Annotated in this window: 17 protein-coding genes; 12 read left to right on the top strand and 5 right to left on the bottom strand. The window is 53.3% G+C overall.

From position 1 onward, the window contains the following. Positions 1-83: 83 nt before the first annotated feature. From KNP95_RS03005 to KNP95_RS02985, 5 genes are all read left to right on the top strand, one after another. Positions 84-1,196, top strand: a complete 1,113-nt coding sequence (locus KNP95_RS03005) for a M14 family metallopeptidase (protein WP_214835358.1) — start codon at positions 84-86, stop codon at positions 1,194-1,196. A gap of 86 nt (positions 1,197-1,282) precedes the next feature. Continuing rightward, positions 1,283-2,083, top strand: a complete 801-nt coding sequence (locus KNP95_RS03000) for an alpha/beta fold hydrolase (protein ID WP_021066515.1) — start codon at positions 1,283-1,285, stop codon at positions 2,081-2,083. A gap of 390 nt (positions 2,084-2,473) precedes the next feature. Further along, positions 2,474-2,902, top strand: a complete 429-nt coding sequence (locus KNP95_RS02995) for a CBS domain-containing protein (RefSeq protein ID WP_021066516.1) — start codon at positions 2,474-2,476, stop codon at positions 2,900-2,902. Between the two features lie 76 nt (positions 2,903-2,978). Then, the gene (locus KNP95_RS02990; protein WP_214835356.1) at positions 2,979-4,232 is read left to right on the top strand and encodes a hypothetical protein; all 1,254 of its coding nucleotides are present in this window, start codon (positions 2,979-2,981) and stop codon (positions 4,230-4,232) included. 88 nt (positions 4,233-4,320) lie between these two features. Then, positions 4,321-5,166, top strand: coding sequence for a pentapeptide repeat-containing protein (locus tag KNP95_RS02985; protein ID WP_214835354.1), 846 nt, complete (start codon positions 4,321-4,323; stop codon positions 5,164-5,166). A 52-nt stretch (positions 5,167-5,218) separates the two neighbouring features. On the opposite strand, the gene KNP95_RS02980 is transcribed toward KNP95_RS02985, so the two are convergent. Next, complete coding sequence (locus tag KNP95_RS02980) at positions 5,219-6,166, bottom strand: LLM class oxidoreductase (RefSeq protein WP_214835352.1); 948 nt, start codon at positions 6,164-6,166, stop codon at positions 5,219-5,221. Between the two features lie 10 nt (positions 6,167-6,176). Next, positions 6,177-7,379 carry an MFS transporter gene (locus KNP95_RS02975; RefSeq protein ID WP_214835350.1) on the bottom strand — a complete coding sequence of 401 codons (1,203 nt, stop codon included), beginning with the start codon at positions 7,377-7,379 and terminating at the stop codon, positions 6,177-6,179. A gap of 256 nt (positions 7,380-7,635) precedes the next feature. Here KNP95_RS02975 and KNP95_RS02970 point away from each other — a divergent pair, with 256 nt between their 5' ends. From KNP95_RS02970 to KNP95_RS02960, 3 genes are all read left to right on the top strand, one after another. After that, a complete protein-coding gene (locus KNP95_RS02970) occupies positions 7,636-7,965 on the top strand; it encodes a winged helix-turn-helix transcriptional regulator (RefSeq protein ID WP_200881502.1) in 330 nt (109 codons plus the stop codon). An 82-nt stretch (positions 7,966-8,047) separates the two neighbouring features. Then, positions 8,048-8,551: a cupin domain-containing protein gene (locus KNP95_RS02965; protein ID WP_214835348.1), complete on the top strand. Its 504-nt coding sequence runs from the start codon at positions 8,048-8,050 to the stop codon at positions 8,549-8,551. Then, positions 8,548-9,438 carry an aldo/keto reductase gene (locus KNP95_RS02960; RefSeq protein ID WP_285801143.1) on the top strand — a complete coding sequence of 297 codons (891 nt, stop codon included), beginning with the start codon at positions 8,548-8,550 and terminating at the stop codon, positions 9,436-9,438. The genes KNP95_RS02965 and KNP95_RS02960 overlap by 4 nt, the downstream gene beginning before the upstream one ends. Positions 9,439-9,467: 29 nt before the next feature. Here KNP95_RS02960 and KNP95_RS02955 read toward each other — a convergent pair whose 3' ends face one another. Then, positions 9,468-9,899 carry an Lrp/AsnC family transcriptional regulator gene (locus tag KNP95_RS02955; RefSeq protein ID WP_214835346.1) on the bottom strand — a complete coding sequence of 144 codons (432 nt, stop codon included), beginning with the start codon at positions 9,897-9,899 and terminating at the stop codon, positions 9,468-9,470. A gap of 115 nt (positions 9,900-10,014) precedes the next feature. On the opposite strand from KNP95_RS02955, the gene KNP95_RS02950 reads away from it, so the two are divergent. Continuing rightward, the gene (locus KNP95_RS02950) at positions 10,015-10,443 is read left to right on the top strand and encodes a carboxymuconolactone decarboxylase family protein (RefSeq protein WP_214835344.1); all 429 of its coding nucleotides are present in this window, start codon (positions 10,015-10,017) and stop codon (positions 10,441-10,443) included. 11 nt (positions 10,444-10,454) lie between these two features. Here the strand turns inward: KNP95_RS02950 and KNP95_RS02945 are convergent, their stop codons facing one another. Next, positions 10,455-12,149, bottom strand: a complete 1,695-nt coding sequence (locus KNP95_RS02945) for a M3 family oligoendopeptidase (protein WP_214835342.1) — start codon at positions 12,147-12,149, stop codon at positions 10,455-10,457. 206 nt (positions 12,150-12,355) lie between these two features. Between KNP95_RS02945 and KNP95_RS02940 the strand changes: the two genes are divergently transcribed. The 3 genes from KNP95_RS02940 to KNP95_RS02930 all read left to right on the top strand — a co-directional run bounded on the left by KNP95_RS02940 (position 12,356) and on the right by KNP95_RS02930 (position 14,080). After that, entirely contained in the window at positions 12,356-12,856 is a 501-nt protein-coding gene (locus tag KNP95_RS02940) for a PTS sugar transporter subunit IIA (protein ID WP_021066526.1), read from the top strand. An 86-nt stretch (positions 12,857-12,942) separates the two neighbouring features. Then, positions 12,943-13,542, top strand: a complete 600-nt coding sequence (locus KNP95_RS02935; protein WP_021066527.1) for a helix-turn-helix domain-containing protein — start codon at positions 12,943-12,945, stop codon at positions 13,540-13,542. 49 nt (positions 13,543-13,591) lie between these two features. After that, on the top strand, positions 13,592-14,080 hold the full coding sequence (locus tag KNP95_RS02930) for an SMI1/KNR4 family protein (protein ID WP_214835340.1): 489 nt from the start codon (positions 13,592-13,594) through the stop codon (positions 14,078-14,080). A 38-nt stretch (positions 14,081-14,118) separates the two neighbouring features. On the opposite strand, the gene KNP95_RS02925 is transcribed toward KNP95_RS02930, so the two are convergent. Beyond that, positions 14,119-14,544, bottom strand: a complete 426-nt coding sequence (locus KNP95_RS02925; RefSeq protein WP_021066529.1) for a hypothetical protein — start codon at positions 14,542-14,544, stop codon at positions 14,119-14,121. Positions 14,545-14,591: the final 47 nt, after the last annotated feature.

Below are 14,591 nucleotides of genomic sequence, written 5' to 3'. Positions count from 1 at the left end.
AGAAAACGTCTCCTCAAGGGGGCGTTTTTAGTCTGGCCAGGAATGGGAATGGGGTACAGAAGATTAGAATGGAGGGAGTCACTATGAGTCAGTATTTTTCATCATCATACGAAGAGTCGCGTGAGAAGTTTCTCGCCCTGCTCGACCGCGTCAAACCCTATTATCCGACGGCCCGCGTGATGTCCCACTCGATCGGCGAGGACACGATTGATGTCATCATCGGTGAACCTGCGGGATCGCGCGAAGCGGTGCTTCTCATGACAATCGGGGAGCACGGCATCGAAGGGTACGCCGGGGCCGCCGTGACACACCAGTTCGTCGAGACGCAACTTGAAACCCTTCGGCACGAGTCGACCGGCATCTGTCTCATCCATGCCGTCAATCCGTGGGGAATGAAACACTTTCGCCGCGTAAATGAACATAACGTCGACTTGAATCGAAACTATGTCATCGACCGGGAGGCCCTCCCGCGTAACGTCAATAAAGAATATGAGGTCATGCGGCACTTGTTCGTCCCGGACGGCGTCATCGATGATTACCATGAGGCGCGCGAACACATCTACTCGTTCCTCGGATCTGGCATCAAGCTCGACGGGTTTGACGCGATGACCGAGGCGAAAGGCATGGGGCAGTATCAGTTCCCGAAAGGTGTATATTACGGCGGCGAGTCAGATGAACCGTCCGCCATCTTTTTAAAGGAGATTCAGCACGATTTGCTCGACCGCTACGACCGCGTCATCCATATGGATTGGCACACGGCGCTCGGTCCGACGAACGAGGTGACGATGGTCATCAGTGAACGGGACGGGCGTGATGCGGACGAACTGAAGCGGACATACGGACTGAAAAATATCCAGACGTATGACCCGACCGACGTCCTCGGAGACTCTACGAACCATTTTTATTACGTACGGGACACGCACTATCCGGACAAACAACTCGTCTCGGCGTTGTTCGAGTTCGGGACATTCGGGACGTCGACGAAAGCGACGATTCGCGAGTTTTTGACGATTATTCTCGAGAACCGGCTCTACTTTGAAGGAACGAAAGACCCGGAAGCCCGCAACGGCATTCGAAAAGAATTCATGGCCATGTTTTATCCGGAAGATGAGTCGTGGCGGACGTCCGTATTACGCGAAGGAGCGGCGGCGATTGAGTATGTCTTGAAAGCCGAATCGCTCTGGCGCGACAGTTGACAGGTTTCCACTTCGGTCAAACGGGAAAAAGTGGGTTGTGGGCAAACACGCACGCCGCTCAACAATCCAACTGGGGGTTTTGACCAATGGGGAACTATATTACAGCACATGATGGAACGAGTATTTACGTGGAAGACGTCGGGACAGGCGATGCCGTCGTATTCTTGCACGGCTGGCCGGCAAACAACAACATGTTCGAGTATCAAAAGAATGCGTTGCTCGAAGCAGGCTACCGTTACGTCGGGATCGACTATCGTGGCTACGGCAAGTCGGATGCACCGGCGACAGGTTATGACTATGCGACGATGGCGTCGGACGTGCACATGGTCGTTGACGGGCTTGGCATCAAAGATTTCACGCTCGTCGGCTTCTCGATGGGTGGGGCAATCGCCATCCGTTACGCCGTCGACTTCCCGGATGACGGGTTGAAGAAACTTGTCCTGTCAGGTGCTGCGGCACCGGTGTTCACGCAACGTCCGGACTATCCGTACGGTATGACGCAAGCTGAGGTCGATGCGTTGATTGAAGACACGTTGAAAGACCGACCGAAGATGCTCGAAGGGTTCGGTGAGATTTTCTTCGAGAAAGAACATTCGAAACCGATGCAAAACTGGTTCCATCATCTGTCGCTCGTCGCGTCGAGTCACGGGACGATCGCTTCGGCGAAAGCACTCCGCGATGAAGATTTGCGCGAAGACTTGCCGAAAGTAAATGTCGAGACGCTCATCATCCATGGCGTGCACGACAAGATTTGTCCGTTCGAGTTCGCGCTCGAGATGGAAAAGGGCATCCCGAACTCGCGCATCGAGCGGTTCGAGGAGAGCGGTCACGGTACCGTCCTCGACGAGATGGACAAGTTCAACAAGACGTTGCTCGAATTTATTTGAGTGTGTGACAAGCCTAGGACGTTCCTAGGCTTTTTTTAATGGCCATCTGTAGCATGTTTGTTACGGTTTTTGAGGCTAGAATGACTTCTAGTCGGGTATAGCTACAGTGAAGCCGTTTCGGGTGATTTCCTTTAGATTGGTCAACAATATATGTGAGACAAGAGGTTTGATTCACGGTCAAGATTGGCTTTGTAGAAGCCGCTCCGGGCCGTGCCTGTTTGTGTGCTGTCACACAATGCGAATAGCTTGTCTGGAAACGCTTCATCAGAAAAATGAAATGAACCTCCTTTTGACAGAACAGATGCAGATTAGATGGTCAATTTGTGCTGACTAGACCCTAATACATGGTACAATGAAGAGGTGGATTTTTAGATTGAGGAGAGATTGTACATGAATATCGCTTTCTTTTTATATCCGAAAGAAGACGTCAAATATCTAGACCCGGAATCGACGGTGCGTCAAGCGCTCGAGAAGATGAAGCATCATCGCTTCACCTCGGTGCCGCTCGTATCCGAGAACGGCTTTTACGCCGGGACGATGACAGAAGGGGATTTACTCTGGGCACTCGCCGAACAGCTTCGCGGGGAAGAAGACTACGAAAAAGTGCTCCGGACACGGTTGAAAGATATCAAGCAACGCGTACGGTATAAGCCGGTCGCCATCACGGCGCAAATCGAGGAGCTCGTCGATGCGATCACGGATCAAAACTTCGTGCCGGTCGTCGATGACGGGAAGTATTTCATCGGTATCATCCGGCGCCGCGACATCATCGAGTACTACTCGACGAAGTTGCAACAGCTCGAGAATAAAGTGAACTGAACGAACGGACCAACCTGTGTGAAAGCAGGTTGGTTTTTGTATGTGTGAGTACAAGCAACGGGGAGGCGAGCTATAGATGGAAGCGCGAGTCATTGAATCGATTGAACTATGGTTTCAAGAGGCAGGGTCTGAGGAAGCGGTGAACTTCATCGATTTCATGCGGTTTATGAATGAGTCCGCCTATTCTTTGCTTCATCGAGACACGCTACATGGCATCTTCACCTATCAGGTCCGCTACCAAGACGGGACCTCTCAGTCCGTCTCGTACGGTAAAGACGAGTGGGTCGCCCATGAACGGAATGAATGGCAAACCGGTATGAGCGGCGGTGAGTGGGTATGGTGGCTCATCGAACGATGGCGTTTTGTCGTGGAGTGGCGCAGTGGTCAAGACTTCCGGACGGGTGACGAGATAGAAGAGAACTTCTATGGGATGATCCCATACGGTGAAATTCAAGACCTCGATATTCTGCTGTATTCAATTATTGAAAATGATGCCCTCAACACAAAAACATTGATCAAAGAAGGTTATTACCATGACCCGCTACTGCATGAATGGATTGTCATTCCCGATTCGGCGGACAGCCTACGACCGCTCGTCTTGGCCGTCTGTTACAACGAAGGAATCATTGAGACACCCCGAACCATCGAGCGGATTGAGGTGACGTTCACCGATTTGACGACAGGAGCGGTCCAATCACTTGCGAGTGCACTCGAAGCGTATGAGAAACCGGCAGATCTCGATTTAGATGATATGAGGTATCGCCATGACATGTTTTATCGCGACGAGTCCATTCAAGGGACGATTCGTTATGAGGTGACGTACCAAGGCGGAAGGGTCCAATACGTCGAGCATGACAAATCAGAAATGTTCATGGATTGGGACATGGCGTTGATCAATTGGTTTTTCGAGCATTGGCGAAAACTGTACGAAGCTTATGCTGAAAAATCGTTTCCATCAGGCCGACCGTTGCAACGCTTTGAATCGGGCTATGATTATTGGAAAGCCAGACTGTCACCGGAAGCGTGGGACGAGCTCATTCATTCAACAGACCCTTTTGACCAGCGGCGTTTAACTGATCGGGAACCGCGTGACGAGATTCAAAGAGCAAAAGAGCAGTTTGAAATGATGTTCAATCAAACAGCGGAACTCCATCTCGAAAATTTACGTCATGGATTCTATGGAGACCAACTGTTGGAACAACGCATCGACGTCGAAGGCTCGTTCGATGCCGTGATTGCGCTTTACAAAGAAATATCCGAGGCAGAGCAGAAAAGGCGAACGAGGGAGCAACTGCTTTATGGGAAAAAGGATGAAGGCAGCCTTGATTGATTGATTGAATAAAGGCTATGGAAAAATAGGGACATTCCTTATACTTATACGTATAGAGTCAAGACATACAAGGAAGGAGTGACAATGGATGGCGATGCCCGATTTACATATGCTGCGTGAATCGCTCAAACCGGATTGTGCGAATTGTTTCGGTCTCTGTTGTGTGGCGTTCCACTACTTGAAGTCTGAGGATTTCCCGATTGATAAACCCGCAGGACAGCCGTGTGTCCATTTGGCAGATTCGTATGCCTGCAACATCCATTCCGAACTGCGTGAGCGGGGCTTCAAAGGATGTACGGTATACGACTGTCTCGGGGCCGGGCAGTTCGTGTCACAAGTGACGTTTCACGGACGAAGCTGGCGGGAGGGGGAGGTCGATGGGACGCGCATGTTCGCGACGGTGCCAATCATGAGCCAAGTCCATGAGCTGTTGCTCTACATCACTGACATCCTGACCCGGGAGATCCCTGAGCACGATGCTCGGTTACTCGAGACGTTATTGGAAGAGCTACTGGCTTTCCGTGAGTTGCCGCCTGAACAGTTGACCGGGACGGCGCTGATGGCATTCCGACAACAAGCCCGCCCATTGTTCGTCCGACTCAGTCAGCACATACGTGCGGAAGGAGTGAAACAGGACGGCCTGACGTTGACGTCACGACATGAGCAAGACCGGGCCGATTTGATTGGTCGAAACGTGAGTCAGCATGACGTGAGAGGAACGTGTTATCGAGGTGCTTTGTTGATTGGTGCTAACTTACGTGGGAAAGATTTGTCCTACGTCGATTTCATGGGGGCCGACGTACGAGATTTGGACGTGCGAGGAGCAACGTTGACCGACAGTCTGTTTTTGACACAGATGCAAGTGAACGCGATGAAAGGGGACCGGCAGACGAGACTGGCACCCGTTTACACGCGACCGAGCCATTGGCTGTAACGCAAGAGACGACTTCCATGTAGGAAAGTCGTCTTTTTTGAGTACATGAGTATTACGAAAGCGGTGGGAAATGGGGAAGCACATATTCCCCGAGCTCCTCGATGACCTCGTCGGCCGGACGTTGCCCGTCGAACAAAGCGAAGAACAAATGATTGACGCTGATGGCCCGATACGCCTCGAGCAGTTTGATTAACTGATTGCGACCGACACGGAAGCCGAGCCGGATTGGAGTCGGAAGCTCGTCCGGGTCGTGCGCCAAATCGAGATGCATCGGCATCGAGAACGGACGGAACCCTTTTCCATGCGTCTGACCTGATTCGCGCCAATCGTTGAGTACTTGCTGTTGGGCGAATGGGGCCTGCGGATAATACATCCACCCGTCCCCGTGTTGCCCGAGCCAGTCCATATCCTGCTGCGCGAACCCGGTGATCATCGTCGGGATGCGTTTTTTCGGACGGGGAACGAGCGTCGCCTCATGGACCTCGCCGTACGACGAATCGATGGTCGGATAGTTGTGGTAGAGCGCCTGCTCCATGATACGGAGCGACTCTTTGAACTGCTCGCCCCGTGTCGCATGGTCGACCCCGAGTCCTTTGAAGTCGGCTCGACGATCACCGGACGAGATGCCGAGAATCAAACGTTCTGGGAACAATGCTTCAATCGTCGCGACTTCTTTCGCCGAACGGAGCGGATGGCGGAGCGGCAAGACGAGGGCGGACGTGCCGAGGGCGATGCGTTTCGTCTGACCGAGCAAGTGTGTCCCATAGATGAGCATGTCGTAAATCTGTCCGACGGCCGGGTCTAGGAAGTTCGGGTCTTTCAGCAAGACATCTCGGAGCCAGAGCGCCGTGAAGCCATAGTCGTCTGCTCGTTGGGCGAGCTCGATTTGACGTTCAAGCGTCGGGGTGCGCATCTTGAAATTTTCTAACGGGATGTGGAGGCCGAGCGTGAGCTCGCCCTCCCGATACATCCGATTGTAGCTGACATGATTGTTGAACATGGTGTCCTCCTTATTTCGCTTCCAAACGACGTGAGACGGCGGTCAAGATGACAGCGATGATGACCATGATGCCACCGACCCAAGGCGTATGCACGAGACCGATTGAGTCCGCGACAAACCCACCGATGGTCGCACCGAGTGCGATACCGATATTGAAGGCGGCGATGTTGAGCGCCGACGCGACATCGACCGCAGCCGGTACATACTTCTCTGCCAACTGCACGATATATAGTTGAAGGCCAGGTACGTTCATGAAGGCGAGCAGTCCCATCAAGACGATGGCGATGAGTCCCGCGACTTTGAACGGAATCATGAACGACATGACGATCATGACTGCGGCGTGGACGATGAACATATAGAACAACGCCTTGGCAGGGTCTTCATTGGCGAGTTTTCCGCCTGCCCAGTTGCCGATGGCGACGGCGATCCCGTAGACGAGTAGGACGATACTAATCAAGCTCGGACTGATGTTTGTCACGTCCTGCATGATTGGCGTCAAGTACGTGAAGGCGACGAACGTTCCGCCGTAACCGAGTGCTGTGATCAAGAAGCCGAGCATGATTCGGCCGTTCGTTAGCAATTTCTTCATATCGGAGAACTTCGCTGGCGGCGACTGTTTCAAATCTTTCGGGATCAAGAAGAAGCTGGCGATGATTGATACGATCCCAAGTGCGGCGACGGCGAAGAACGTGGCGCGCCATCCGAACGCTTGACCGATGAACGTGCCGAGCGGGACGCCGGTAACGGTCGCGACCGTCAAGCCGGTGAACATGAGTGCGATGGCACTCGCTTTTTTATGCGGTGGCACGAGCTGTACGGCGATCGTCGCCCCGATGGAGAAGAATACACCGTGTGCGAACGCGGTGATGAACCGGGCGGCAATCAGCAGTTCAAAACTGGTCGACAGGGCAGAGACCAAATTCCCGCCGATAAAGACGACCATGAGTGCCATGAGCAACGTCTTGCGATTCATCCGGTTCGTGAGTGCCGTCAAGATTGGGGCACCGACGGCGACGCCGATGGCATAACCGGAGATGATGAGTCCGGCGAGCGTGATGCCGATATTTAAGTCACTGGCAATCGAGGCGAGCAATCCGACCGGGACAAATTCGGTCGTGCCGATGCCGAAGGCGCTGATGGCGAGGGCGAGCAGCGCCAGCCCTCCATTTTTCGGTGCCTGTTCGTCGACAGGTTGGGTGTACGGTTGATTCATGAGTAATTCCTCCTAAAGTTGGGTTGGGAAGATGAGGGCCCTTCATCTCGAGGCAGCTCGAGCATCTCAATCTTCTCTATTGTCCAGTACGGTCGAAAAAGATCCTTACTGTCTCAAGAAGAGGTTACTGGTGAGATGAACTTGTATAACTGAGCTACAGTTGCTATCATAAGTCCATCGAATTTAATTGGGAAGTACGCACTTTCAAGTACGATAGGCACCGAAAAGTACCTATCCCGGTCCATAAGGAGGAACCATCATGCCATACAACATCCCGGTCGAGGCGACGCTTGACGTCATCGGCGGCAAGTGGAAAGTCGTCATTATGTGTCATCTCATCAAAGGGGAACGCCGGACGAGCGAATTGAAAAAGCTCATGCCGAACATCACGCAAAAAATGCTCACGCAACAGTTGCGCGAGCTCGAGGCGGACGGTGTCATCATCCGCACGGTGTATGAACAAGTCCCGCCGAAAGTCGTCTATTCCCTGTCCGACTATGGCTGGTCGCTCCAACCGATTTTGGATGCGATGTGTGCCTGGGGCGAAGGACATATTGAACAGACCGGGGAAGACGTCATCTCCTGACGAAACGGTTGCTCATGCCGAGCAGCCGTTTTTTGTTGCCTCATGTCGGGTACAGTCACAAGAGACAAAGGAGGGGATGACAATGGATATGAAGACATATCGATTTGAAGACGACGGTTCGATTCCGAACAATCCAGATTTTCCGGTGCTTTTATACCGAGGCGTGTTCGACGAGACGGACGGCATGCAAGAGACGTTCGAACATAACGGCTGGGGGAACAGCTGGGTCAACGGGGTGTTCGATTACCATCACTACCACAGCAACACACATGAAGTGCTTGGCGTGAAATCGGGCCGGGCGACGGTTCAACTCGGGGGTGCGACCGGAGACCTCGTCTCGATTCAAGCGGGGGACGTCTTGATTTTACCGGCCGGGACGGGACATCGCCGTCTCGAGGCGAGTGAAGATTTCGCCATCGTCGGTGCGTATCCGGAAGGACGCGACTACGACACGTTGACGGGGAAACCGGAAGAGCGACCGGACAGTTTGCAACGGATTGAACGAGTCGACAAGCCGGCGACCGATCCCGTCTTCGGGACGACTGGACCGTTACACGAACAATGGACGAAGGAGGAAATGGCATGAACCGCATTCCACATACATTAATTTTGGCGGCATTGAAACAACACGTGGCTGAACTGCCAGACGGGCGTGAGATGAGGGCCCTCGGGCAAGGCACATGGCGCATGGGAGAAGACGAATCGAAACGGGAAGCCGAGATCGAGGCACTCCGGACGGGACTCGACTGCGGGTTGCACGTCATCGATACGGCGGAGATGTACGGGGAAGGGAAATCGGAGTCGCTCGTCGGTGAAGCGATTCGAGACCGGCGAGAAGACGTGTTCCTCGTCTCGAAAGTGTATCCGCATAACGCCGGAGGCGACAAGCTCGTCCAAGCGTGTGACGCCACGCTCGAACGTCTTGGCACCGATTACCTCGACTTGTATCTGCTTCATTGGCGCGGGAACATCCCGCTCGAGGAGACTGTCGATGGGCTCGAACAGTTGAAGGCGGACGGTAAGATCCGAGCGTGGGGTGTCTCGAACTTTGATGTCGACGACATGAAAGAACTGCTCGCCTTACCGAACGGGAAGCATTGTGCCGTCAACCAAGTGCTGTATCACCTCGGCAGCCGTGGTGTCGAGTACGACTTGTTGCCGTTCTTACAGGAGCAAGGAATCCCGATGATGGCTTACGCCCCGCTCGCCGAAGGGAGCGACGTGAAAGAGAAAGTCTTCAACGACGAGACGTTGAAACGGATCGCCGAGGCGTATAGCGCGACACCGGCCCAAATTTTGCTCGCGTGGACGGTGCGGAGCGGAAACGTCATCGCCATCCCGAAAGCAGGGCAGAAAGCGCACGTCGAAGAGAATGGCGCGGCAATGCTCCTCAACTTGACCGAGGACGACTATAACGCGCTCGACGAGGCGTTCCCGCCACCGAGTGGGAAAGAACCGTTGGATGTGATTTGACGAAAACAGGTGAGTCCCATTGATGGGGCTCATCTGTTTTTGAGGTCAATTTCGGAGAAGATGAAATGTGTGACGGTCTGGGCGTAAGGGATAGTCGCATCGATGAACTGCTCGGCCTCAGCGAACGTCGTGAATTGCATCTTCAACATATAGCAGGCGCTCCCGGAGATGCGATAACAGAACGACACGTTCGACTGCTGACCCAAAAACTGAGTGAACGCCTTATAGTTTCCATTCTTCACGGTTGCCTCGATCAGACATTGAATCGGTTGTCCGAGCAAGTCATGATCGACCTCGATCGTGTAACCTTTGATGACGCCGAACGATTCGAGCCGGCGGACGCGTTCGCCGACGGACGGGGCTGATAAGTTGATACGACGTCCGAGTTCGCTCATCGAGAGGCGGCTGTCTGTAGCCAGTTCGGCGAGAATGAGTCTGTCTGTGTCATCGATTTTAAGCATGGAACGAAATCCTCCTCATCTCGTACGATATGGCATGTATTGTACCGTGATTCCATTCAGAATGAAATGGGAAATCGTAAAGACACCTTCTATACTGAAATCAGGAGGTATAACAATGACACGAATTCAACCATCGACAAAAGGAAAGACCCCATTTGAACGCTTGCTCGGCCACGATGAGGACGTGATGCGACAATGGTCCACGCTCGGAGACATATTAGCGGGCGATGGGAAGCTGTCCTCCGAGTTGAAAGAACAGGTACGGCGAACGCTTGCCCAACAGAACGGGTGTGACTACTGCCGGGCAAAAGGAAAACCTGAACCGGATACGTTCGACGAACGGACGTCACTCGCTGTCGGATTCGCCGATGTGTTCTTACAACTGAAAGGCGACACGCCAGCCTCGTCAATTCGTGTGCTCCAAGACGTTTTCACAGATGCCGAAATCAGTGAGCTTTGCGCCTTCATCGCCTTTATGACGGCTTCACAGTACGTCGGCGCCATGCTCGGGCTGGAACGAGAAAACCCACTCACGCTGACGTGAGTGGGTTCGTTTTAGTTCGCGAGCGGATGCTTCAATAGATAGTCTTCAATCTGTCCGACCGTCTGTTTCAACACGCCGTCCTCGAACGGTGACTTGAGACCGGCCAATTCGACGAGCTCGAGGAACGAGCGGCTACCGCCGGCTTGGCAGAGCGTGAGGTAATCGCTCCACGCCGCCTCACGGTCCTCATGCATGCGCACCCAGAACTGGAAGGCACACACTTGCGCGAGCGTGTAGTCGATATAGTAGAACGGGCTCTGGAAGATGTGTCCTTGTTGGTGCCACCAAGCGCCTGACTCGAGATAGTCGTTCGTCTCATAGTCGCGGTGCGGGAGATATACCTTCTCAAGGTCGCGCCATGCCTGGCGACGTTCAGCGGCCGTCATTCCTGGGTTGCGGTAGATGACGTGTTGGAACTCATCGACGAGGACACCGTACGGCAAGAACGTGATGCTTCCGGCCAAGTGATTGAACTTGTACTTGTCGACTTGATCGTCGAAGAACAGCTCCATCCATGGCCAGCAGAAGAACTCCATCGACATCGAGTGAATTTCACACGCCTCGTATGTCGGGAACGCATATTCCGGCGTCGTCAAATGACGGCTCTCGTACACTTGGAAGGCGTGACCGACCTCATGCGTGAGCACGTCGATATCGCCGGCCGTCCCGTTGAAGTTTGAGAAGATGAACGGGAGACCTTCAGACGGGAGGTACGTGCAATAGCCGCCTCCGGCCTTGCCCGGTTTCGCCGTAAGATCGAGGGCGCCGCGCTGTTGCATGAATTGGAAGAACTCGTCCGTCTCTTTCGAGAGTTCACGGTACATCGTGTTCCCGCCTTCGATGATGAACGCCTCGTCACCCTGTGGCGTCGCGTTGCCATCTGGGAAGACGAACGACTCGTCGTAGTACGTGAGCGCATCGACATCGATCCGCTTCGCTTGCTTCTCTTTTAACGTCGTCGCGAGCGGGACGATGACGTCGCGCACTTGTTTGCGGAAGTTGTCGACTTTCGACTCGTCATAGCCGACACGTTGCATCCGGGCGTAACCGAGCTCAACGAAAGACGGGAAGCCTAGCGCGTGAGCGATGTCGGTCCGGACGCGTACGAGTTCGCCGTAGATGCGGTCGAGTTCGTCCCCGTTGTCGGCGAGATATGTATAACGGGCCTCGGACGCCGCTTTTCGCACCGAACGGTCAGGGGATTGCAGATACGGGCCGAACTGAGACAAGTTGAGCGTCTTGCCGTCGAATTCGATTTGGGCCGCTGACATGACTTTCTGATAAGCGGTCGCCAATCGGTTCTCTTCTTGAAGTTTCGGGATGAGCGACTCTTCGAACGTCTTGAGGGCGCGCTCGGCAAGTTCGAACAACTGGCTGCCCCATTCCTGTTCGAGTTGGTTGCGTAGGTCGTGCTCGGTCAAAACGCGATAATACGCCTGCACTTCTTTTTCGTACACCGGCAAGGCATCGTCAAAGAACGTCTGCTCGGCCTCGTAGAACGCATCGCGCGTGTCGATCGAGTGGCGGATCGAGACGAGCTGACTTTGCGTCTCGAATTCGTTCCGTTCCTGGTTGATTTGGCGAATCAATTCGTTCGCTTCCTCGAGTGTGCTCGCTTGTTGCAATTCGACTGAATAGTCCGACAATCGGCTGTTTAGAGCGTCCAAGTCGGGCCGTTCATATGACAATTTTGTGAAAGTCGTCATTGTAAGCGCCTCCATCATGTGAAATTTTTATAAAGTGTAAAAAGGGCTTGCAAAAGCGATTGCACACTCGTATTCTTACGATGTGTAAACGAATTCGCACTACCTTATTACAACTATACCGTTTCTAGGGTAGGGATTGAAGAGGAAGCTTTTCGGGTATAAAAGCTAAGACTTTGATTAACAGAACATGTTGGAGGGATTAAGCTATGGGATTCTTTAAAAAACTATTCGGTGGTAAAGAAGAACAACTTAACGCGGTTTCACCGCTTACAGGGAAGGTCATTGACATCACGAACGTTCCTGACCAAGTGTTCTCGCAAAAAATGATGGGTGACGGCATCGCCGTCGAACCGACAGACGGCAAAGTCGTCTCGCCGGTCAACGGTACAATCGCGACTGTCTTCCCGACAAAACACGCGATTGGGATCAACGCTGACAACGGTGCCGAGTACTTGATTCACATCGGTCTCGACACGGTCAACCTTAAAGGTGAAGGCTTCGAAACGCACGTGACAGAAGGTCAAGCGGTTAAAGCTGGCGACACGCTCGTCACATTCGACCTCGACTTCATCAAAGCGAACGCGCCGTCGACGATCACACCGGTGATCATCACGAACCATGACAGCTTCGGCGTGAACAAACTCGTTGCTGAAGGCGACACGGTCACAGCCGGTTCTACAGAAGTCGTCGAATTGACGAAAAAATAAGTTGAACATTTTACTCGGAGGCATACGCTTCCGAGTATTTTTTTATGGATTCGGGAACTATACTAAAAAGAGAGGGGGAGAGACACATGGATGGAAAGAACGCACCGTATCGGGGTTATGGGGATCGGATTCGAATTTTACGTGAACGGGCCGGCATCTCGGTCGAGGCACTCGCCGACCGCATCGGCGTCGCCCCGTATTTTATTCGCCGGACCGAACTGAGTGAAGTCTACCCGACGATGCCTTACATAGAGGCGCTCGCCGAGGCGCTCAAAATCGACGCGAATTATTTGGCTCGCCATATTTGGACGGGCGAGTCGCTCAAAGTGCTCATGAAAGGGACGGTCCCGGAGCTCGAACAGATGAAGCTCGCCTACGATGAGGCGATGCACGGCAAGTCGACCGAGGACATGCAGCGGCAGCTCGAGGCGCGTATGCGCATCTTTGACCTGATGCATGAGGAAGAACTCCGTCGCATCTTCGCCGAAGACGAGGAACCGACGTCACATCATGCGCTCGAGGCGCTCGTCGATGCTGTGCTCGACCTAGGACGCTCGCACGAACCGACGCATCGGATTGTGCCGTTCGCTCGCTATATCGAGCAACTTGTACCAGACCAGTTCGTTGACAACTCGTTCCAATACACGGAGTTCGGGGTCGTCGATAAATCGTATAAATTGCAGTGACAGCCGTGGGAGACCACGGTTTTTCATTATGGATGAAAGGAGAAATGTGATGATTGCTGTTCAAGCACTGAAAGAACGATTGGTGAACAACCGGTTGGAGGTCCAGTTAGAAGAAGGATACGTGAACCAGTTAGCATTCTCTTTCAACGGTCCAGCTACTGCGACGGAGCTAGAGCGGTTGCCAAAAGAAACACCGGCAGCGGTCCGTTCATGGTTAATCGAACAGAACGGAGCCAAACTGTTCGAAGACCCGGAATACGGCGGAGCAATCGAATTGTTCTCGATCGATGAAATCCTTGAGCACCAAAAGCTTTGGGAATGTCCGGCACCTTTTTTGCCGGTGGGGGCGGGGCGTGACGGAGAATGGATGGTTTGTGAATACATAAGCGAGAAGGAAAATCGGATGTGGATTGGGGAGTTTTTGAGCTTTGATGAAGAGGACGCTAGGTTGAACCGCTTGCCCTTCAATTTTTCGGATTGGTTGGATTATGTGATTGTGGCACAAGGTGCTTCGTTCTGGAACTGGTTTCGAGTATAAAAAAGAACGGCCGCCCGAATGGGTGGCCGTTCTGTCGCTTAACGCGCCATGCGCGCGTCGTAGCGTACTTTCGGTCGTGTCCCGGCAAGTAGGAAGCCGAGCACGATATTGAGAATCGTGAGCACCCAGCCGACGTAACCGAACGTGTAGGCTAGGCTCGCGAGCATCGTCTGCCAGTCGAGTAAGGACGCGGCGTCACCACGAACGGTGAAGCGGATTGCGGTGAATCCGATGAGCGTCGTCGCTGTGATCAAGATGCCGATCCACGCGCCGCCGAACCGCGACGTCTCCGGACGCCGGCTGACCGGATACCAAAAAGCGAGCGTCCCGAGGAACGTGCTTCCTGCGTATGCGAGCAAGATTTGCCACAGCGCATCGGCGTCCAAGAAGACGGTATAACAGATGAACGTCGTGAGCGTCGTCATGAAAGTAAAGATTAAAGCTGCGAGTAATCGTGATCGCATAGTTCGTTTCCTCCTCATTTTGCACATTCTTTAGAGTATACGAAAAC

The organism is Exiguobacterium sp. s36, from assembly GCF_018618345.1.
Classification (GTDB): Bacteria; Bacillota; Bacilli; order Exiguobacteriales; family Exiguobacteriaceae; genus Exiguobacterium; species Exiguobacterium chiriqhucha.
Note: the sequence above shows the minus strand (reverse complement) of the source record. Positions and strands in the feature narration are given on the sequence as shown.

Excerpts from the sequence above, each read along its gene's own strand:
- KNP95_RS02985 (WP_214835354.1), top strand. The coding sequence starts at position 4,321 with ATGGCGATGCCCGATTTACATATGCTGCGTGAATCGCTCAAACCGGAT.
- KNP95_RS02965 (WP_214835348.1), top strand. The coding sequence starts at position 8,048 with ATGGATATGAAGACATATCGATTTGAAGACGACGGTTCGATTCCGAAC.
- KNP95_RS02930 (WP_214835340.1), top strand. The coding sequence starts at position 13,592 with ATGATTGCTGTTCAAGCACTGAAAGAACGATTGGTGAACAACCGGTTG.
- KNP95_RS02990 (WP_214835356.1), top strand. The coding sequence starts at position 2,979 with ATGGAAGCGCGAGTCATTGAATCGATTGAACTATGGTTTCAAGAGGCA.
- KNP95_RS02950 (WP_214835344.1), top strand. The coding sequence starts at position 10,015 with ATGACACGAATTCAACCATCGACAAAAGGAAAGACCCCATTTGAACGC.
- KNP95_RS02960 (WP_285801143.1), top strand. The coding sequence starts at position 8,548 with ATGAACCGCATTCCACATACATTAATTTTGGCGGCATTGAAACAACAC.
- KNP95_RS02935 (WP_021066527.1), top strand. The coding sequence starts at position 12,943 with ATGGATGGAAAGAACGCACCGTATCGGGGTTATGGGGATCGGATTCGA.
- KNP95_RS02995 (WP_021066516.1), top strand. The coding sequence starts at position 2,474 with ATGAATATCGCTTTCTTTTTATATCCGAAAGAAGACGTCAAATATCTA.
- KNP95_RS03000 (WP_021066515.1), top strand. The coding sequence starts at position 1,283 with ATGGGGAACTATATTACAGCACATGATGGAACGAGTATTTACGTGGAA.
- KNP95_RS02940 (WP_021066526.1), top strand. The coding sequence starts at position 12,356 with ATGGGATTCTTTAAAAAACTATTCGGTGGTAAAGAAGAACAACTTAAC.
- KNP95_RS02975 (WP_214835350.1), bottom strand. The coding sequence starts at position 7,379 with ATGAATCAACCGTACACCCAACCTGTCGACGAACAGGCACCGAAAAAT.
- KNP95_RS03005 (WP_214835358.1), top strand. The coding sequence starts at position 84 with ATGAGTCAGTATTTTTCATCATCATACGAAGAGTCGCGTGAGAAGTTT.
- KNP95_RS02925 (WP_021066529.1), bottom strand. The coding sequence starts at position 14,544 with ATGCGATCACGATTACTCGCAGCTTTAATCTTTACTTTCATGACGACG.
- KNP95_RS02980 (WP_214835352.1), bottom strand. The coding sequence starts at position 6,166 with ATGTTCAACAATCATGTCAGCTACAATCGGATGTATCGGGAGGGCGAG.
- KNP95_RS02955 (WP_214835346.1), bottom strand. The coding sequence starts at position 9,899 with ATGCTTAAAATCGATGACACAGACAGACTCATTCTCGCCGAACTGGCT.
- KNP95_RS02945 (WP_214835342.1), bottom strand. The coding sequence starts at position 12,149 with ATGACGACTTTCACAAAATTGTCATATGAACGGCCCGACTTGGACGCT.